Below are 18,695 nucleotides of genomic sequence, written 5' to 3'. Positions count from 1 at the left end.
TCACTGAAAACCCGCAAGGGGAAAGGGAGTTACGTGCTCGACGTCAACTTCTTCGATGAGCTCCGCATCGGCCTGGCCACCGCGGAGGACATTCGGCAATGGTCCTACGGTGAGGTCAAGAAGCCGGAAACGATCAACTACCGCACCCTGAAGCCGGAGAAGGACGGCCTGTTCTGCGAGAAGATCTTCGGACCGACTCGCGACTGGGAGTGCTACTGCGGCAAGTACAAGCGCGTCCGGTTCAAGGGCATCATCTGTGAGCGCTGTGGGGTCGAGGTGACCCGCGCCAAGGTGCGTCGTGAGCGGATGGGCCACATCGAGCTGGCCGCTCCGGTCACGCACATCTGGTACTTCAAGGGTGTGCCGAGCCGGCTGGGCTACCTGCTCGACCTGGCGCCGAAGGATCTCGAGAAGATCATCTACTTCGCCGCCTACGTCATCACCGCCGTCGACACCGAGATGCGGCACAACGAGCTGTCCACGCTCGAGGCCGAGATGGTCGTCGAGAAGAAGGGTGTCGAGGACCAGCGGGACGCCGACCTGGAGGCGCGGGCGCAGAAGCTCGAGGCCGACCTGGCCGAGCTCGAGGCCGAAGGCGCGAAAGCCGATGTGAAGCGCAAGGTTCGCGACGGCGGCGAGCGGGAGATGCGTCAGCTGCGGGACCGGGCCCAGCGTGAGCTGGACCGCCTGGACAACATCTGGGACACCTTCGTCAAGCTGGCCCCCAAGCAGCTGATCGTCGACGAGACCGTCTACCGCGAGCTGCAGGACCGGTACGGCGAGTACTTCACCGGCGCCATGGGTGCGGAGTCGATCCAGAAGCTGATCGAGACGTTCGACATCGACGCCGAGGCGGAGTCGTTGCGCGACACCATCAAGAACGGCAAGGGGCAGAAGAAGCTTCGCGCCCTCAAGCGGCTCAAGGTGGTCGCGGCGTTCCAGATGTCGGGCAACTCGCCGATGGGCATGGTGCTCGATGCGGTTCCGGTGATCCCGCCGGAGTTGCGGCCGATGGTGCAGCTCGACGGTGGCCGGTTCGCCACCTCCGACCTCAACGACCTGTACCGCCGGGTGATCAACCGCAACAACCGGTTGAAGCGACTGATCGACCTCGGTGCGCCCGAGATCATCGTCAACAACGAGAAGCGGATGCTGCAGGAGTCCGTCGACGCGCTGTTCGACAACGGCCGTCGTGGCCGGCCGGTCACCGGCCCGGGCAACCGTCCGCTAAAGTCGCTGTCCGACCTGCTCAAGGGCAAGCAGGGCCGGTTCCGCCAGAACCTGCTCGGTAAGCGTGTCGACTACTCGGGCCGTTCGGTCATCGTCGTCGGCCCGCAGCTCAAGCTGCACCAGTGCGGTCTGCCGAAGCTGATGGCGCTGGAGCTGTTCAAGCCGTTCGTGATGAAGCGCCTGGTCGACCTGAACCACGCGCAGAACATCAAGAGCGCCAAGCGCATGGTGGAGCGGCAGCGGCCGCAGGTATGGGACGTCCTCGAAGAGGTCATCGCCGAGCACCCGGTGCTGCTGAACCGGGCGCCGACCCTGCACCGCCTCGGCATCCAGGCCTTCGAGCCGCAGCTGGTGGAGGGCAAGGCCATTCAGCTGCACCCGCTGGTGTGTGAGGCGTTCAACGCCGACTTCGACGGTGACCAGATGGCCGTGCACCTGCCGCTGTCCGCGGAGGCGCAGGCCGAGGCCCGCATCCTGATGCTGTCCTCGAACAACATCCTGTCGCCGGCCTCGGGTCGTCCGCTGGCCATGCCGCGTCTGGACATGGTGACCGGGCTGTATTACCTGACCACCGAGATCGACGGCGACACCGGCGAATTCACGCCGCCAGCCAAGGACCGCCCGGAGTCCGGCGTGTACTCCTCGCCGGCCGAGGCGATCATGGCCGTCGACCGCGGCGCGCTGAGCGTGCGGGCGAAGATCAAGGTGCGGCTCGACCAGCAGCGTCCGGGCACCGAGCTCGAGACCGAGCTGTTCGGTGAGAACGGTTGGCGCCCGGGGATGTCCTGGATCGCCGAGACCACGCTGGGCCGGGTGCTGTTCAACGAACTGCTGCCCAAGGGCTACCCGTTCGTGAACAAGCAGATGCACAAGAAGGTGCAGGCCACGATCATCAACGATCTGGCCGAGCGCTACCCGATGATCGTGGTCGCGCAGACCGTCGACAAGCTCAAGGACGCCGGCTTCTACTGGGCGACGCGTTCCGGGGTGACGGTCTCGATGGCCGACGTGCTGGTGCCGCCGCGCAAGAAGGAGATCCTCGACGCCTACGAGGCGCGGGCGGACAAGGTGGAGAAGCAGTTCCAGCGTGGTGCGCTGAACCACGACGAGCGCAACGGCGCCCTGGTGGAGATCTGGAAGGAAGCCACCGAAGAGGTCGGTAAGGCGATGCGGGAGCACTACCCGAGCGACAACCCGATCATCACGATCGTGGAGTCGGGCGCCACCGGTAACTTCACCCAGACCCGGACGCTGGCCGGCATGAAGGGTCTGGTGACCAACCCGAAGGGTGAGTTCATCCCGCGTCCGATCAAGTCCTCGTTCCGTGAGGGCCTGACCGTGCTGGAGTACTTCATCAACACGCACGGCGCCCGAAAGGGCCTGGCGGACACCGCGCTTCGCACCGCCGACTCGGGTTACCTGACCCGTCGTCTGGTGGACGTGTCGCAGGACGTGATCGTGCGCGAGCACGACTGCGGTACCGAGCGTGGCGTCATCGTCGAGCTCGCCGAGGTCGCGGCGGACGGCTCCCACATCCGGGATCCGTTCATCGAGACCTCCGCCTACGCCCGCACGCTGGCCGCCGACGCGGTCGACGAGAAGGGCAACGTGGTCGTCGAGCGCGGCCACGACCTGGGCGACCCGGCGATCGAGGCGGCGCTGGCCGCGGGCATCACCGCCGTCAAGGTGCGCTCGGTGCTGACCTGCACCACCGGCACCGGCGTCTGCGCCACCTGCTACGGCCGCTCGATGGCCACCGGCAAGTTGGTCGACATCGGCGAGGCCGTCGGCATCGTCGCCGCGCAGTCCATCGGTGAGCCGGGCACGCAGCTGACCATGCGTACCTTCCACCAGGGTGGCGTCGGTGAGGACATCACCGGTGGTCTGCCCCGCGTGCAGGAGCTGTTCGAGGCGCGTATCCCGCGCGGCAAGGCGCCGATCGCCGACGTCGCCGGGCGGGTGCAGCTGGAGGAGGGCGACAAGTTCTACAAGATCACCATCGTTCCCGACGACGGGGGCGAGGAGGTCGTGTACGACAAGCTCTCCAAGCGTCAGCGGCTGCGCGTGTTCAAGCACGAGGACGGCACCGAGCGGCTGCTCTCCGACGGCGACCACGTCGAGGTCGGCCAGCAGCTCATGGAGGGCTCCGCCGACCCGCACGAGGTGCTGCGTGTGCAGGGCCCGCGTGAGGTGCAGATCCACCTGGTCAAGGAGGTCCAGCAGGTCTACCGGGCCCAGGGTGTGTCGATCCACGACAAGCACATCGAGGTCATCGTCCGGCAGATGCTGCGCCGGGTGACGATCATCGACTCCGGTTCGACCGAGTTCCTGCCCGGTTCGCTCACCGAGCGCGCCGAGTTCGAGTCGGAGAACCGGCGCGTGGTGGCCGAGGGCGGCGAGCCCGCCGCCGGCCGTCCGGTGCTGATGGGTATCACCAAGGCGTCGCTGGCTACCGACTCGTGGCTGAGCGCGGCGTCGTTCCAGGAGACCACTCGTGTGCTGACCGATGCGGCGATCAACTGCCGCAGCGACAAGCTGCAGGGTCTCAAGGAGAACGTGATCATCGGCAAGCTGATCCCGGCCGGTACCGGGATCAACCGCTACCGCAACATCCAGGTGCAGCCCACCGAGGAGGCCCGCGCTGCGGCGTACACGATCCCGTCCTACGAGGATCAGTACTACAGCCCGGACTTCGGTCAGGCCACCGGCGCCGCGGTGCCGCTGGACGACTACGGGTACAGCGACTACCGGTAGCGTTTCCTGCGCGAGCAGTCGCTTAGGCCCCCTTTTCCACCGTGAAAAGGGGGCCTTCGCGTCTTGTCACCGGGTTGTGCACAGGGGTGGCTACCCGGGTTAGGGCAACCGCGAGACGATCGTGCGATGTCCGGACCGTTGACCACCCGACAGTTGCTGACGACGATGAGCCGCAAGAGGCTCGCCGGGCACATCAGAGCGGGCAGACTCTGCCGGGTACGTCGCGGGGTTTACACCTGGGGCGCACCCGACGTGCGAGCACGGTTGGCCGCGCTGGATATGGTGGCGGGCCAGCCGATCGTGGCCTGCTTGGGGACCGCCGCAGCCATGTACGGATTCGACACGGGGAACAACTCCCTGGTGCACGTTCTGGACCCCGGGGTGCGGATGCGGCCGTCATCGGATCTGATGGTCCATCAGCGACTCGGGGCACCGCTACGCCGGGTGGATGGCTGACTGGCCACCGCTCCGGCGTGGACGACGATCGAGGTGGCGCGGACGCTACGCCGCCCCAGGGTGCTGGCGACGCTGGATGCGGCACTGCATGTCGGGGCCTGTACTCCTGCTGAGTTGCGCGCGGCGGTCGAGGAGCAGAAGGGCAGGCGGGGCATCGTGAAGGTCCGCGAACTGCTGGATTACGCCGACGGACGCGCGGAATCACCGATGGAGAGCGAATCGAGGCTGGTGTTCATCGACGGTGGGCTGCCACTGCCGGAGTTGCAATACGTGATCATCGACAACTGCGGGGACGTGTGGCGCGTTGATTTCGCCTGGCCCGAGGCGATGTTGGTAGCCGAATACGACAGCATCGACTGGCACATGGGCCCGGATGCCCTGCTGCACGATCGCCTGAAGACAGCCCGACTGCAGGAGTGCGGTTGGATGACGGTGCCGATGACGGTGGTTGACATCCGCCGGGACCAGCAGCAGTTGGTTCGCTGGATTGACACTCACTTGCGGTGCGCGAGCAGTCGCTAAGGTCCCCTTTTTGTGGGGTCTGCGGGTACGTTGGCGGCCCCCCGCAAGCGGGAGGTACCCCCAGCTCGGGTGGGATTAGAGTGGGCGCCGTGCTGATCGGTTCGCATGTGCGCGCGCAGGACCCGCTGACCGCCGCGGCGGCCGAGGGTGCCGACGTCATCCAGATCTTCGTCGGCAACCCGCAGAGCTGGAAACCACCGGTGCCACGCAAAGACGCTGCGACACTGCGCGATTCGGGTATCCCGATCTATGTGCACGCGCCGTACCTGATCAACGTCGCCTCCCCGGACGACGGGGTGCGCGAGCGGTCCCGCACCGCGCTGCAGCAGACCTGCGAGGTGGCCGCCGGAATCGGCGCACTCGGGGTGGTGGTGCACGGCGGACACGTCACCGCGGCCGACGCCGATCTGGGGGTCGGCTTCACCCGGTGGCGGGAGGCGCTGGTCGGGCTGGACACCGGAGTCCCGGTGCTGCTGGAGAACACCGCCGGCGGCACCCGGGCGATGGCCCGCCGCTTCGACACGATCGCCGCACTGTGGGAGCACATCGGTGACACCGGCGTCGGCTTCTGCCTGGACACCTGCCACACCTGGGCCGCCGGGGAGGCGCTGGTCGACGCCGTCGACCGGATCAAGGCGATCACCGGGCGCATCGACCTGGTGCACTGCAACGACTCCAAGGACGCGGCGGGCTCGGGGCGGGACCGGCACGCGAACTTCGGCACCGGCAACATCGACCCGGACCTGCTGGTGGCGGTGGTGAAAGCCGCGGACGCCCCGGTGATCTGCGAGACGGCCGAGGAGGGCCGCAAGGACGACGTGGCGTTCCTCAAGGAGCGCGTCGGCGCGGTCTGAGATGCCGCGCCGGCCATGCCGCGACGGCTAGGCGATCGCCCCCACGACTGGTGGCGACCTGATCCTCGAGCTTGGCCGGGGTGTGGCCGGTGTGGGCGGCACCAGCAGCAAGTGACATCGCGCGGGTGACCCCCGCTGATCCGAACCACGGCCGTGGTTGGCCTCGTGGTTCGTGCGGTGGACCGAACAGGCGCATTACAGCCCTTGCTCAATCGTGCAGAATCGGTAACATTACTGTCATGTCCATCACACACGTCGTCACAAACCAGGTGCCACCACTGCACGACTACAACCCGGCGTCGTCACCCGCGCTCATCGAGGCGCTGATCCGCGAGGGCGGCGGCTGGGGCGTCGACGAGGTCACCGAGCTCGGCGCGATCTCCGGCTCGCAACGAACCCAGCGCTGGGGTGAACTGGCCGACCGTAACCGGCCGATCCTGCGCACCCACGACGTCGTCGGCAACCGCATCGACGAGGTGGAGTACGACCCCGCCTACCACGAGTTGATGCGCACCGCGATCGAGCACGGGTTGCACGCCGCGCCGTGGGCCGACGACCGGCCCGGTGCGCATGTGCTGCGGGCCGCCAAGACCGGGGTGTGGACGGCCGAACCCGGCCACATGTGCCCGATCTCGATGACCAACGCCGTCATCCCGGCGCTGCGCTACAACCCCGAACTGGCGAAGGTCTACGAGCCGCTCCTGACCAGCCGGGTCTACGACCCCGAACTGAAGCCCGCCACCAGCAAGGCCGGCATCACCGCCGGCATGTCGATGACCGAGAAGCAGGGCGGCTCCGACGTGCGCGCCGGCACCACCCAGGCGACCCCCAACGCCGACGGCAGCTACACGCTGGTCGGTCACAAGTGGTTCACCTCCGCGCCGATGTGCGACGTGTTCCTGGTGCTCGCGCAGGCGCCCGGTGGGCTGTCGTGCTTCTTCCTGCCCCGGGTGCTGCCCGACGGCACCCGCAACCGGATGCTGCTGCAGCGCCTCAAGGACAAGCTCGGCAACCACGCCAACGCCTCCTCGGAGATCGAGTACGACGGCGCCACCGCCTGGCTGGTCGGCGAGGAGGGGCGCGGTGTCTCGGTCATCATCGAGATGGTCAACCTGACCCGGATGGACTGCGCGCTGGCCAGTGCCACGTCCATGCGCGACGGCCTGTCCCGTGCCGTCTACCACGCCCAGCACCGCAAGGCGTTCGGCGCGTATCTGATCGATCAGCCGCTGATGCGCAACGTGCTGGCCGACCTGGCGGTGGAGGCCGAGGCGGCGACGACGGTCACCATGCGGATGGCCGGCGCCACCGACCGGGCCATCCACGGCGACCAACGAGAAACGCTGCTGCGCCGCATCGGCCTGGCCGCCACCAAGTACTGGGTGTGCAAGCAGTCCGCGCCGCACGCCGCCGAGGCGATGGAATGCCTGGGCGGCAACGGCTACATCGAGGACTCCCGGATGCCGCGCATCTACCGGGAGGCGCCGCTGATGGGGATCTGGGAGGGTTCCGGCAACGTCAGCGCGCTGGACACGCTGCGGGCGGCGGTGACCTCGCCGGAGTCGGTGGCGGTGCTCTTCGACGAGCTGTCGCTGGCCGGCGGGCAGGACCGCCGGCTGGACGCCCACGTCGGCGCGCTCAAAGCCGAACTCGCCCAGCCCGATAACGCCGAATACCGGGCCCGCAAGATCGCCGAGGACATCTGCCTGGCGCTGCAGGGCGCGCAGTTGGTGCGCCACGGCCACCCGGCCGTCGCCGAAGCGTTCCTGGCTACCCGAATCGGGGGACAGCGAGGGGGTGCATACGGCACGCTGCCTTCAGGACTGGACGTCGCGCCCATTTTGGAGCGCATCCTCGTGAAAGGCTGACTCGCGATGCGGCACCACATCAACCCGGTCGAGTACGACAACCTCCGCACCATGACCTACGAGGTGACCGATCGGGTCGCCCGCATCACATTCAACCGGCCGGAGAAGGGCAACGCGATCGTCGCGGACACCCCGCTGGAACTGGCAGCCCTGGTGGAGCGCGCCGACCTGGACCCGAAGGTGCACGTCATCCTGGTGTCGGGCCGCGGCGAGGGGTTCTGCGCGGGGTTCGATCTGAGCGCCTACGCCGACGGCTCGTCGTCCCCCGGCGGGGAGGACTACCGGGGCACCGTGCTGGACGGCAAGGCGCAGGCGGGTAACCACCGCGCCGACGTGCCGTGGGACCCGATGCTCGACTACCAGATGATGAGCCGGTTCGTCCGCGGCTTCTCGTCGCTGATGCACGCGGACAAGCCGACCGTGGTGAAGATCCACGGCTACTGCGTGGCCGGTGGCACCGACATCGCACTGCACGCCGACCAGGTGATCACGGCGTCCGACGCCAAGATCGGCTACCCGCCCACCCGAGTCTGGGGGGTGCCCGCCGCCGGGCTGTGGGCGCACCGCCTGGGCGACCAGCGGGCCAAGCGGCTGCTGCTGACCGGTGACACCATCACCGGGGCGCAGGCCGCCGAGTGGGGGCTGGCCGTCGAGGCGCCGGACCCGAAAGACCTCGACGAGCGCACCGAGCACCTGGTGGCCCGGATCGCCGCGATGCCGATCAACCAGCTGATCATGATCAAGCTGGCGTTGAATTCCGCTCTGCTGCAACAGGGTGTCGCGACCAGCAGGATGGTGGGCACTGTGTTCGACGGGGTGGCCCGGCACACCCCGGAGGGGCACGCCTTCGTGGCCGACGCGGTCGCGAACGGTTTCCGGGAGGCGGTGCGCCACCGTGACGAACCGTTCGGGGACCACGGCCGGCAAACCTCCCGGGTCTGACCCGTGCCGATCACATCCGATCGGATGACCGCGCGCTCCGTGGTGCTCTCGGTGCTGCTCGGAACCCATCCGGCATCGCTGTCATCGGCCGAACTGCTGCGACTCACAGTCGATTTCGGGATCAAGGAGACCGCCCTGCGGGTGGCGCTGACTCGCATGGTCGCCGCCGGGGACCTGATCCGCGCGCAGCGGACGTATCGCCTCAGCGATCGGCTGCTGGAGCGGCAGCGCCGCCAGGACGAGGCGCTGAACCCGCGGACGCGACACTGGAACGGCGACTGGCTGACCGTGGTCGTCACCAGTGTCGGCAACGACTCCCGCACCCGCGCCGCGTTGCGGACCGCGATGTCGGACAGGCGATTCGGTGAGCTTCGTGAGGGGGTCTGGCTGCGCCCGAACAATCTCGACGCGGACCTGGACGCCGACATCCGCGGGCACGCCCGGGTACTCATCGCCTGTGACGCGCACCCGGCCGAACTGGCCGACCGGCTGTGGGATCTCACCGGCTGGATGAGCACCGGACGGCAGCTGCTCGAAGAGATGGCCGCCGCCGTCGACGTGCCGGGCCGGTTCGCCACCGCCGCGGCCATCGTCCGGCACCTGCGCTGCGATCCGGTGCTGCCGCCGGAACTGCTGCCGGCGGACTGGCCGGGCGACCGACTCCGGGCCGCCTACGCGCAGTTCGTCGCCGAACTCAGTGAACGGCTCAGCGCTGCGCAACCTCTGGAGGTGCGATGACCGATCCCGTCCGGGTGGAACGCAACGGCCCGGTCACCACCGTCATCCTCGACCGCCCGCAGGCGCGCAACGCGGTCGACGGACCGACCGCCGCAGCGCTGTACACCGCGTTCGAAGCGTTCGACCGCGACGCCGACGCGGCGGTCGCGGTGCTGTGGGGAGATCACGGAACCTTCTGCGCCGGTGCCGATCTCAAGGGATTCGGCACCGAACGGCAGAACCGTGCCGAACCGGCCGGGCCCGGTCCGATGGGACCCACCCGGATGTTGCTGTCCAAGCCGGTGATCGCCGCGGTCAGCGGGTACGCGGTGGCTGGCGGGCTGGAGTTGGCGCTCTGGTGCGATCTGCGGGTGGCCGAGGCGGATTCGGTGTTCGGGGTGTTCTGCCGGCGCTGGGGGGTGCCGCTGATCGACGGCGGCACTGTGCGACTGCCGAGGCTGATCGGCCAGAGTCGCGCGATGGACCTGATCCTGACCGGTCGCGCGGTCGGCGCCGACGAGGCGCTGGCAATCGGACTGGCGAACCGGGTGGTGCCCAGCGGTCACGCCCGCGCCGCCGCGGAGGAACTCGCCGCTGAGCTCGCCGCCCTGCCGCAGCAGTGCCTGCGCTCCGATCGGCTGTCAGCCCTGCAGCAGTGGGGGATGAGCGAATCGCAGGCGATAGCAAACGAATTCACCAGTTTCGACCGCGTCAAACACGAAGCCGCCCACGGGGCCGGCCGATTCGCCGCCGGCGCCGGTCGGCATGGGGGCCGTGCATGATGCCGGCGACCCGCGGCGCCCGGCTCCGCAAGCTCCGCCGCGCTTGCGATCGCCGGGAACCTGATCAGCGCCTGCGGATCGTGTTGCCCGAGCCGTGATCCTCGACCTGCGGGGTGCCGCTGCGATAGGTGACCGTGTTGTTGAGTCCGGTGATGGTCAGGATCCGGTCGACCTGGTCGATGGCGATCTTGTTGTCGGCGCCGAGCACATTCACCAACCGGCAGTGCCCGCGCACCGTCAGTGTGTTGTTGGAACCGCTGACGTTCAACGACTTCCCGTCAGCGCAGTTCACCTGGGTGGTGGTGCCGAACGCCCCGTAGTTGATGGTGCTGGCGAACTCCGACTGTGGATCGCGCACCTTCTTGGCGGCGGAGTGGCCGTTCTTGGGGCCGCCGCACTCCGACACCCCGGTCAGGGCTGCCAGGGTGATGGCCGATGCCCCGAGGATGGCCAGTAGCGGTGGCGGACGACGCATACGGTGCGACTGTGTTGGCGGCGCCGGATCAGACCGGCACGCGCTGCAACCGGTTGGTCATGCCGAGTTCGCGTCCGCGGTCGAACAGCAGTGGGTCGCCGAAGTGGTAGTAGACGGTGGTGTCGTTGCCGTACACGGTGATGTCGTTGACGACGGTCTCGGCGATCACCGTGTTCTGCGAGCCCTGCGTGGTGATCGCCCAGCAGGTGCCCATCGCGTGCACGGTCAGGTTGGTCCCGTTGAGGAACAGGGTGCCGCCGTTGCAGTCCAGGGTGTGGATCTCGCTCACCCCGACGATGTGGGTGTCGCCCCCGATGGCCTGCGCGCGCGGGGTGCCGACGGTCGCGACGCCGCCGGCCAGACACAGCAGCGCCGCACCCAACGCGGTCCACCTCATGTGCTGCCCCTCTCGCCGTCCAAAGTTTGGCAAAGCTTACGTCGTCGCAACACCCGCGTGCGCGGCTTGCCCCGCCCGGCCGTGGATTAGAGTTCTGTGCTGATCGCAGGCCGGTTCCACCATCGGAAGGGTGACCACCATGTCAGCTCGACCCGATCCGCCGGCGGCGGGCGGTCGGTCGCGTGCCAACGGCAGACCGGCGCGGCAGGTGAAGCTGAGTCGGGAGATCATCGTCAACGCCGCGCTGAACTTCCTGGACCGGGAGGGTTGGGACGCGCTGACGATCAACGCGCTGGCCACCCACCTGGGCACCAAGGGTCCGTCGCTCTACAACCACGTCGACAGTCTCAACGACCTGCGCCGCGCCATGCGGATGCGGGTGATCGACGACATTCTGGAGATGCTGACCCAGGTCGGGCAGGGCCGGGCCCGCGACGACGCGGTGCTGGTGATGGCCGGCGCCTACCGCAGCTACGCCCACCACCACCCGGGCCGCTACTCGGCGTTCACCCGGATGCCGCTGGGCGGCGAGGACCCGGAGTACACCGCCGCCGCCACCCGGGCGGCGGCGCCGGTCATCGAGGTGCTGACGTCCTACGGACTCGACGGAGAGCGCGCGTTCCACGCCGCCCTGGAGTTCTGGGCGGCGATGCACGGTTTCGTGCTGCTGGAGATGACGGGCGTGATGGACGACGTCGACACCGACGCGGTCTTCGCCGACATGGTGCGCAGGTTGGCCTCCGCACTGGACAATCGGGCCGGCCGCGCCGACGCTGCGGCACCCGATCGCGGCTGACCGGGCGCCCGCTTCCGACGCGCTTTGACCCGCCCGCGGCCTGCCGGGTATTGTTGTGGCTTGTGCCTGGCCACCGAAGGCGCGTTTGGTGACAAAGCGCGCGGCCGGCCCAATTCGCATGTCCATTATGCAGCGGAGGAATCCGCGGCCGGTCCATGCGACACGCCCGACCGCGGGGTGATGTGGTGGGGCACGACCACAGGATTTACGAGAGTTTGAACGTACGACACAGGAAGCCGGTAGATGCCAACCATTCAGCAGCTGGTCCGCAAGGGTCGCCGCGACAAGGTCGCGAAGGTAAAGACCGCGGCCCTCAAGGGCAGCCCGCAGCGCCGCGGTGTGTGCACCCGCGTGTACACCACCACCCCGAAGAAGCCGAACTCGGCGCTCCGCAAGGTGGCACGTGTGAAGCTGACCAGCCAGGTCGAGGTCACCGCCTACATCCCCGGTGAGGGGCACAACCTGCAGGAGCACTCGATGGTGCTGGTGCGCGGCGGTCGTGTGAAGGACCTGCCCGGTGTGCGTTACAAGATCATCCGCGGTTCGCTGGACACCCAGGGCGTCAAGAACCGCAAGCAGGCCCGCAGCCGCTACGGCGCCAAGAAGGAGAAGAGCTGATGCCGCGTAAGGGTCCCGCGCCGAAGCGCCCCCTGGTTTCCGACCCGGTCTACGGGTCGCAGCTGGTCACCCAGCTGGTCAACAAGGTCCTCATGGAGGGCAAGAAGTCGCTGGCCGAGCGCATCGTCTACGGCGCGCTGGAGCAGGCGCGTGAGAAGACCGGCACCGACCCCGTGGTGACGCTCAAGCGCGCCATGGACAACGTCAAGCCGGCCCTCGAGGTGCGCAGCCGCCGCGTCGGTGGCGCCACCTACCAGGTGCCGGTCGAGGTGCGGGCCGAGCGCTCCACCACGCTGGCGCTGCGCTGGCTGGTGAGCTTCTCGCGGGCCCGCCGGGAGAAGACCATGATCGAGCGGCTGGCCAACGAGATCCTCGACGCCAGCAACGGCCTGGGCGCTTCGGTGAAGCGCCGCGAGGACACCCACAAGATGGCCGAGGCGAACCGCGCCTTCGCGCACTACCGCTGGTGATCGGCGCCCGGTGGCACCGGGCGTGGCAACCGCAGTAACCAAGCAAACCGAAAGAGTTGGGAAGACACCCGTGGCACAGGACGTGCTGACTGACCTGAACAAGGTCCGCAACATCGGCATCATGGCGCACATCGATGCCGGCAAGACGACGACGACCGAGCGGATCCTGTACTACACGGGCGTCAACTACAAGATCGGTGAGACGCACGACGGCGCCTCCACCACCGACTGGATGGAGCAGGAGCAGGAGCGCGGCATCACGATCACCTCCGCCGCGGTGACCTGCTTCTGGAACAAGAACCAGATCAACATCATCGACACCCCCGGCCACGTCGACTTCACCGTCGAGGTGGAGCGGTCGCTGCGGGTGCTCGACGGTGCCGTCGCCGTCTTCGACGGCAAGGAGGGCGTCGAGCCGCAGTCCGAGCAGGTGTGGCGGCAGGCCGACAAGTACGACGTGCCCCGGATCTGCTTCGTCAACAAGATGGACAAGCTGGGCGCCGACTTCTACTACACCGTGCGCACCATCGAGGAGCGCCTCGGTGCGCGTCCGCTGGTCATCCAGCTGCCGATCGGCTCGGAGAACGACTTCGAGGGCATCGTCGACCTGGTCGAGATGAACGCCAAGGTGTGGCGCGGCGAGACCAAGCTCGGTGAGCACTACGAGACCGTCGAGATTCCCGCGGACCTCGCTGACAAGGCGTCCGAGTACCGGACCGCCCTGATCGAGGCCGTCGCCGAGACCGACGAGTCGCTGCTGGAGAAGTACCTCGGCGGCGAGGAGCTCTCGATCGAGGAGATCAAGGGCGGCATCCGCAAGCTGACGGTGGCTTCCGAGCTGTACCCGGTGCTGTGCGGCAGCGCGTTCAAGAACAAGGGTGTCCAGCCGATGCTGGACGCGGTGATCGACTACCTGCCGTCGCCGCTGGACGTCGAGTCGGTGCAGGGCCACGTGCCCGGCAAGGAAGACGAGATCATCAGCCGTAAGCCCAGCATCGACGAGCCGTTCTCGGCGCTGGCGTTCAAGATCGCGGTGCACCCGTTCTTCGGCAAGCTGACCTACGTCCGGGTGTACTCGGGCAAGGTGGAGTCCGGCACCCAGGTCGTCAACTCGACCAAGGGCAAGAAGGAGCGGCTGGGCAAGCTGTTCCAGATGCACTCCAACAAGGAGAACCCGGTCGAGACCGCGTCCGCCGGCCACATCTACGCGATGATCGGCCTGAAGGACACCACCACCGGTGACACGCTCTGCGACCCGAGCAACCAGATCGTGCTCGAGTCGATGACGTTCCCGGACCCGGTCATCGAGGTGGCCATCGAGCCGAAGACCAAGAGCGACCAGGAGAAGCTGTCGCTGGCGATCCAGAAGCTCGCCGAAGAGGACCCGACCTTCAAGGTGCACCTGGACCAGGAGACCGGCCAGACCGTCATCGGCGGCATGGGCGAACTCCACCTGGACATCCTGGTGGACCGGATGCGCCGCGAGTTCAAGGTCGAGGCCAACGTCGGCAAGCCGCAGGTGGCGTACAAGGAGACCATCCGCAAGAAGGTCGAGAAGGTCGAGTACACCCACAAGAAGCAGACCGGTGGTTCGGGTCAGTTCGCGAAGGTGCTCATCGACATCGAGCCCCTGGTCGACGCTCAGGACGGTGCGACCTACGAGTTCGAGAACAAGGTCACCGGTGGGCGCGTGCCGCGCGAGTACATCCCCGCGGTGGACGCCGGCGCCCAGGACGCCATGCAGTACGGCATCCTGGCCGGCTACCCGCTGGTGAACATCAAGGTCACCCTGACCGACGGTGCCTACCACGACGTCGACTCCTCGGAGATGGCGTTCAAGGTGGCCGGCTCGCAGGCCCTGAAGAAGGCTGCCGCTGCCGCGCAGCCGGTGATCCTGGAACCGATCATGGCCGTCGAGGTCATCACGCCCGAGGACTACATGGGCGACGTGATCGGTGACCTGAACTCCCGCCGTGGTCAGATCCAGGCCATGGAAGAGCGCAGCGGTGCGCGCGTCGTCAAGGCGCAGGTGCCACTGTCGGAGATGTTCGGCTACGTCGGCGACCTGCGGTCGAAGACCCAGGGCCGGGCCAACTACTCCATGGTGTTCGACTCCTACGCCGAAGTGCCGGCGCAGGTGGCGAAGGAGATCATCGCGAAGGCGACCGGCGAGTAGTTCCGCACGGGGGAGTAACCTTGCCCGGTCACGACCGCGGCACAAACTGAAGAAATCAACCCTGCTGTAACCCAGCACCAACAAGTCCAGGAGGACAAGAAGTGGCGAAGGCGAAGTTCGAGCGGACGAAGCCGCACGTCAACATCGGGACCATCGGTCACGTTGACCACGGCAAGACCACGCTGACCGCGGCTATCACCAAGGTTCTGCACGACAAGTACCCGGCTCTGAACGAGTCGCGGGCGTTCGACCAGATCGACAACGCCCCCGAGGAGCGTCAGCGCGGTATCACGATCAACATCTCCCACGTGGAGTACCAGACCGAGAAGCGGCACTACGCCCACGTGGACGCCCCCGGTCACGCTGACTACATCAAGAACATGATCACCGGTGCCGCCCAGATGGACGGCGCGATCCTGGTGGTCGCCGCGACCGACGGCCCGATGCCGCAGACCCGCGAGCACGTGCTGCTGGCCCGCCAGGTGGGTGTGCCCTACATCCTGGTCGCGCTGAACAAGTCGGACATGGTCGACGACGAGGAGCTCCTCGAGCTCGTCGAGATGGAGGTCCGCGAGCTGCTGGGTGCCCAGGAGTTCGACGAGGAGGCCCCCGTCGTGCGCGTGTCGGCGCTGAAGGCGCTCGAGGGCGACCCGAAGTGGGTCAAGTCCGTCGAGGACCTGATGGACGCCGTCGACGAGTCCATCCCGGACCCGGTGCGTGAGACCGACAAGCCGTTCCTGATGCCGGTTGAGGACGTGTTCACGATCACCGGTCGTGGCACCGTGGTCACCGGTCGTGTCGAGCGCGGCGTGATCAACGTCAACGAAGAGGTCGAGATCGTCGGCATCCGTCCGGAGACCACCAAGACCACCGTCACCGGTGTCGAGATGTTCCGGAAGCTGCTGGACCAGGGCCAGGCCGGTGACAACGTCGGTCTGCTGATCCGCGGTATCAAGCGTGAGGACGTCGAGCGTGGCCAGGTCGTGGTCAAGCCCGGCACCACCACCCCGCACACCGAGTTCGAGGGTCAGGCCTACATCCTGTCCAAGGACGAGGGTGGCCGCCACACGCCGTTCTTCAACAACTACCGGCCGCAGTTCTACTTCCGCACCACCGACGTGACCGGTGTGGTGAGCCTGCCGGAGGGCACCGAGATGGTGATGCCCGGTGACAACACCGAGATGACCGTCAAGCTGATCCAGCCGGTCGCCATGGACGAGGGTCTGCGGTTCGCCATCCGTGAGGGTGGCCGTACCGTCGGCGCCGGCCGGGTCGTCAAGATCATCAAGTGATCTAGGCACCACGCGGTCAAAGGCCCCCGCACGCTTCGGCGTGCGGGGGTCTTTGCGTCGGGCGGGAAGCCTTGACGGCTGCGGCGAGATCGACGGCGGCGCGGAAAAAGCCGGGTAGACGGCGCGGTGGCGTCAATCTCGGTGAGCGAAACCACTGGAACACGTTCCATTTCCAGCTGCTAGCCTCAGCGGGTGAGCAACAGTCAGTCGCTGCAGGACAAGGTCGCATTCGTCACCGGCGCCGCCCGCGGGCAGGGCCGCTCGCACGCGGTGCGCCTGGCCCGGGAGGGCGCCGACGTCATCGTCGCCGACATCTGCGGACCGGCCTCGGACTGCATCACCTACCCGGCGGCCACCGCCGACGACCTCGCCGAGACGGTCGCCGCGGTGGAGGCCGAGGGACGCAAAGTGCTCGCGCGCGCGGTCGACATCCGCGACGACGCCGCACTGCGCCAGCTGGTCACCGACGGGGTCGAGCAGTTCGGCCGGCTCGACGTGGTGGTGGCCAACGCCGCCGTCCTCAACTGGGGCCGGCTGTGGGAGCTCACCGACGAGCAGTGGAACACCGTCATCGACGTCAACCTCACCGGCACCTGGCGGACCATCCGGGCGACGGTGCCGGCGATGATCGAAGCCGGCAACGGCGGCTCGATCGTGATCGTCAGCTCGTCGGCCGGGCTGAAGGCGACACCCGGCAACGGCCACTACTCGGCGGCCAAGCATGGCCTGGTCGGTCTGACCAACACCCTGGCGCTGGAGGTCGGCAAGTACGGCATTCGGGTCAACTCCATCCACCCCTACTCGGTGGACACCCCGATGATCGAGCCGGAGGCGATGGCGAAGGTGTTCGCCGAGCACCCCGACTTCCTGCACAGCTTCCCGCCGATGCCGTTGCACCCCAACGCTTTCATGACGCCCGACGAGATCTCCGACGTGGTGGTCTGGCTGGCCGGGCCCGGATCGGGCATCCTGTCCGGCGTGCAGCTTCCCCTGGACAAGGGCGCGCTGAAGTACTGAAGCGACGGCGTTCGAGTGGGCATCGAGCGTCCCGATCGGGTATGAACTTCTCGGAATGGTCCGGGTAGCGCAGGGGGCGTGGTGTCAGAACAGGGCGTGCTGATCGTCGGTGGCGGTTTGGGTGCGGTGCGCACCGCGGAGGAACTGCGGCGCGAGGGCTATCCGGGGCCGATCACGATCGTCGGCGCGGAGACCCGGCTGCCGTATGACCGGCCGCCGCTGACCAAGGAGGTGCTGCGCGGCGAACGCGACGACACCACCCTGGAGCCGCGGGAGTTCTACGACGAGCACGACATCACGCTGCGGCTGGGGGTGGCCGCCGAGCGCGTCGACACCACCGCGCAGACCGTGACGCTTGCCGACGGCACCGTGCTCGGCTACGAACAGCTGGTGATCGCCACCGGGCTGCGCCCGCGACGGATCGCGGCGTTCGGCGACCTGGACGGCATCCGGGTGGTGCGCTCGTTCGAGGACAGTCTGACGTTGCGGGCGGACGCGGCCACGGCCCGGCGCGCGGTGGTGATCGGTGCCGGCTTCATCGGCTGCGAGGCCGCGGCAAGCCTGCGCAAGCTCGGCGTGGATGTGGTGCTGGTGGAGCCGCAGCCGACCCCGCTGGCCACGGTGCTCGGTGAGCAGATCGGTGGCCTGGTGGCCCGGCTGCACCGGGACAACGGCGTGGACGTGCGCAGCGGTGTCGGGGTGGCGGCGGTCAGGGGTGACGGGCGGGTGGAGACCGTGGTGCTCGACGACGGCACCGAGTTGGCCGCCGACCTGGTGGTGCTCGGCGTCGGCTCGCGCCCGGTCACCGAGTGGCTCGACGGCAGCGGCATCACCGTCGACAACGGGGTGCTGTGCGACGCCGCCGGCCGAACCAGCGCCGCGAACGTGTGGGCCGTCGGCGACGTGGCGTTCTGGCGTGGCCGCGAGGGCCACCAGGTGCGGATGGAGCACTGGAGCAACGTCGTCACCCAGGTGCGACTGATGGTGCCGGCGATGCTCGGCCGCGAGTCGCTGCACGACGTGGCGGTGCCGGCGTACTTCTGGAGCGACCAGTACGACGTCAAGATCCAGTGCCTGGGTGAGCCGGAGGCCACCGACACCGTGCACCTGGTGGAGGACGACGGCCACAAGTTCCTGGCCTATTACGAGCGCGACGGCGTGCTGGCCGGTGTGGTCGGCGGTGGCCGGCCCGGGAAGGTGATGGGGGTGCGGGCGAAGATCGCCGCCGGTGCGCCGATCGCCGAGGTACTGGGCTGACCTGCTTCTCCCGCCCGGCTGACTTTACTGTTACCTCAGAGAACGTTTAATAATCTTATTTTCGACGGTAGG

15 protein-coding genes and 1 pseudogene are annotated in these 18,695 nt (G+C 67.9%); 14 read left to right on the top strand and 2 right to left on the bottom strand.

Annotated elements, in window-relative coordinates:
* Positions 1–33 precede the first annotated feature (33 nt).
* From KIH27_RS15195 to KIH27_RS15165, 7 genes and pseudogenes are all read left to right on the top strand, one after another.
* The gene (locus KIH27_RS15195; RefSeq protein ID WP_214093797.1) at positions 34–3,984 is read left to right on the top strand and encodes a DNA-directed RNA polymerase subunit beta'; all 3,951 of its coding nucleotides are present in this window, start codon (positions 34–36) and stop codon (positions 3,982–3,984) included.
* Between the two features lie 126 nt (positions 3,985–4,110).
* A pseudogene (locus KIH27_RS15190) lies at positions 4,111–4,962 on the top strand (type IV toxin-antitoxin system AbiEi family antitoxin).
* An 89-nt stretch (positions 4,963–5,051) separates the two neighbouring features.
* Positions 5,052–5,816, top strand: a complete 765-nt coding sequence (locus KIH27_RS15185; protein WP_214093796.1) for a deoxyribonuclease IV — start codon at positions 5,052–5,054, stop codon at positions 5,814–5,816.
* Between the two features lie 239 nt (positions 5,817–6,055).
* Positions 6,056–7,684 (top strand): acyl-CoA dehydrogenase family protein, encoded by a 1,629-nt coding sequence (locus KIH27_RS15180; RefSeq protein WP_214093795.1) that lies wholly within the window; start codon positions 6,056–6,058, stop codon positions 7,682–7,684.
* A 6-nt stretch (positions 7,685–7,690) separates the two neighbouring features.
* The gene (locus tag KIH27_RS15175) at positions 7,691–8,626 is read left to right on the top strand and encodes a crotonase/enoyl-CoA hydratase family protein (RefSeq protein ID WP_214093794.1); all 936 of its coding nucleotides are present in this window, start codon (positions 7,691–7,693) and stop codon (positions 8,624–8,626) included.
* 24 nt (positions 8,627–8,650) lie between these two features.
* Complete coding sequence (locus KIH27_RS15170) at positions 8,651–9,364, top strand: PaaX family transcriptional regulator C-terminal domain-containing protein (RefSeq protein WP_214093793.1); 714 nt, start codon at positions 8,651–8,653, stop codon at positions 9,362–9,364.
* Entirely contained in the window at positions 9,361–10,125 is a 765-nt protein-coding gene (locus KIH27_RS15165) for a crotonase/enoyl-CoA hydratase family protein (RefSeq protein ID WP_214093792.1), read from the top strand. Before KIH27_RS15170 ends, KIH27_RS15165 begins: the two co-directional genes overlap by 4 nt.
* Positions 10,126–10,189: 64 nt before the next feature.
* Here KIH27_RS15165 and KIH27_RS15160 read toward each other — a convergent pair whose 3' ends face one another.
* Positions 10,190–10,600, bottom strand: a complete 411-nt coding sequence (locus tag KIH27_RS15160) for a DUF3060 domain-containing protein (RefSeq protein ID WP_214093791.1) — start codon at positions 10,598–10,600, stop codon at positions 10,190–10,192.
* Between the two features lie 28 nt (positions 10,601–10,628).
* Positions 10,629–10,997 carry a DUF3060 domain-containing protein gene (locus KIH27_RS15155; RefSeq protein WP_214093790.1) on the bottom strand — a complete coding sequence of 123 codons (369 nt, stop codon included), beginning with the start codon at positions 10,995–10,997 and terminating at the stop codon, positions 10,629–10,631.
* Positions 10,998–11,136: 139 nt separating this feature from the next.
* Between KIH27_RS15155 and KIH27_RS15150 the strand changes: the two genes are divergently transcribed.
* The 7 genes from KIH27_RS15150 (at position 11,137) to KIH27_RS15120 (ending at position 18,623) form a co-directional block, all read left to right on the top strand.
* Positions 11,137–11,793, top strand: coding sequence for a TetR/AcrR family transcriptional regulator (locus KIH27_RS15150; protein ID WP_214093789.1), 657 nt, complete (start codon positions 11,137–11,139; stop codon positions 11,791–11,793).
* A gap of 243 nt (positions 11,794–12,036) precedes the next feature.
* Entirely contained in the window at positions 12,037–12,411 is a 375-nt protein-coding gene (gene rpsL, locus KIH27_RS15145) for a 30S ribosomal protein S12 (RefSeq protein WP_007767794.1), read from the top strand.
* Positions 12,411–12,881 (top strand): 30S ribosomal protein S7, encoded by a 471-nt coding sequence (gene rpsG, locus KIH27_RS15140; RefSeq protein WP_214093788.1) that lies wholly within the window; start codon positions 12,411–12,413, stop codon positions 12,879–12,881. The genes rpsL and rpsG overlap by 1 nt, the downstream gene beginning before the upstream one ends.
* A gap of 70 nt (positions 12,882–12,951) precedes the next feature.
* Positions 12,952–15,057 carry an elongation factor G gene (gene fusA / locus KIH27_RS15135; protein ID WP_214093787.1) on the top strand — a complete coding sequence of 702 codons (2,106 nt, stop codon included), beginning with the start codon at positions 12,952–12,954 and terminating at the stop codon, positions 15,055–15,057.
* 101 nt (positions 15,058–15,158) lie between these two features.
* Positions 15,159–16,349 carry an elongation factor Tu gene (tuf, locus tag KIH27_RS15130; protein WP_214093786.1) on the top strand — a complete coding sequence of 397 codons (1,191 nt, stop codon included), beginning with the start codon at positions 15,159–15,161 and terminating at the stop codon, positions 16,347–16,349.
* A gap of 192 nt (positions 16,350–16,541) precedes the next feature.
* Positions 16,542–17,366: a mycofactocin-coupled SDR family oxidoreductase gene (locus tag KIH27_RS15125; protein ID WP_214093785.1), complete on the top strand. Its 825-nt coding sequence runs from the start codon at positions 16,542–16,544 to the stop codon at positions 17,364–17,366.
* 81 nt (positions 17,367–17,447) lie between these two features.
* Positions 17,448–18,623 carry an NAD(P)/FAD-dependent oxidoreductase gene (locus KIH27_RS15120; protein WP_372451399.1) on the top strand — a complete coding sequence of 392 codons (1,176 nt, stop codon included), beginning with the start codon at positions 17,448–17,450 and terminating at the stop codon, positions 18,621–18,623.
* The last annotated feature ends 72 nt before the right edge of the window (positions 18,624–18,695 follow it).

Source organism: Mycolicibacter acidiphilus, assembly GCF_018455725.1.
Taxonomy (GTDB): Bacteria; Actinomycetota; Actinomycetes; order Mycobacteriales; family Mycobacteriaceae; genus Mycobacterium; species Mycobacterium acidiphilum.
The sequence above is the reverse complement of the archived record's forward strand: the minus strand, read 5'-3'. Positions and strand labels throughout refer to the sequence as shown.

Excerpts from the sequence above, each read along its gene's own strand:
- KIH27_RS15180 (WP_214093795.1), top strand. The coding sequence starts at position 6,056 with ATGTCCATCACACACGTCGTCACAAACCAGGTGCCACCACTGCACGAC.
- KIH27_RS15175 (WP_214093794.1), top strand. The coding sequence starts at position 7,691 with ATGCGGCACCACATCAACCCGGTCGAGTACGACAACCTCCGCACCATG.
- KIH27_RS15170 (WP_214093793.1), top strand. The coding sequence starts at position 8,651 with ATGACCGCGCGCTCCGTGGTGCTCTCGGTGCTGCTCGGAACCCATCCG.
- KIH27_RS15165 (WP_214093792.1), top strand. The coding sequence starts at position 9,361 with ATGACCGATCCCGTCCGGGTGGAACGCAACGGCCCGGTCACCACCGTC.
- KIH27_RS15160 (WP_214093791.1), bottom strand. The coding sequence starts at position 10,600 with ATGCGTCGTCCGCCACCGCTACTGGCCATCCTCGGGGCATCGGCCATC.
- KIH27_RS15155 (WP_214093790.1), bottom strand. The coding sequence starts at position 10,997 with ATGAGGTGGACCGCGTTGGGTGCGGCGCTGCTGTGTCTGGCCGGCGGC.
- KIH27_RS15150 (WP_214093789.1), top strand. The coding sequence starts at position 11,137 with ATGTCAGCTCGACCCGATCCGCCGGCGGCGGGCGGTCGGTCGCGTGCC.
- rpsL (WP_007767794.1), top strand. The coding sequence starts at position 12,037 with ATGCCAACCATTCAGCAGCTGGTCCGCAAGGGTCGCCGCGACAAGGTC.
- rpsG (WP_214093788.1), top strand. The coding sequence starts at position 12,411 with ATGCCGCGTAAGGGTCCCGCGCCGAAGCGCCCCCTGGTTTCCGACCCG.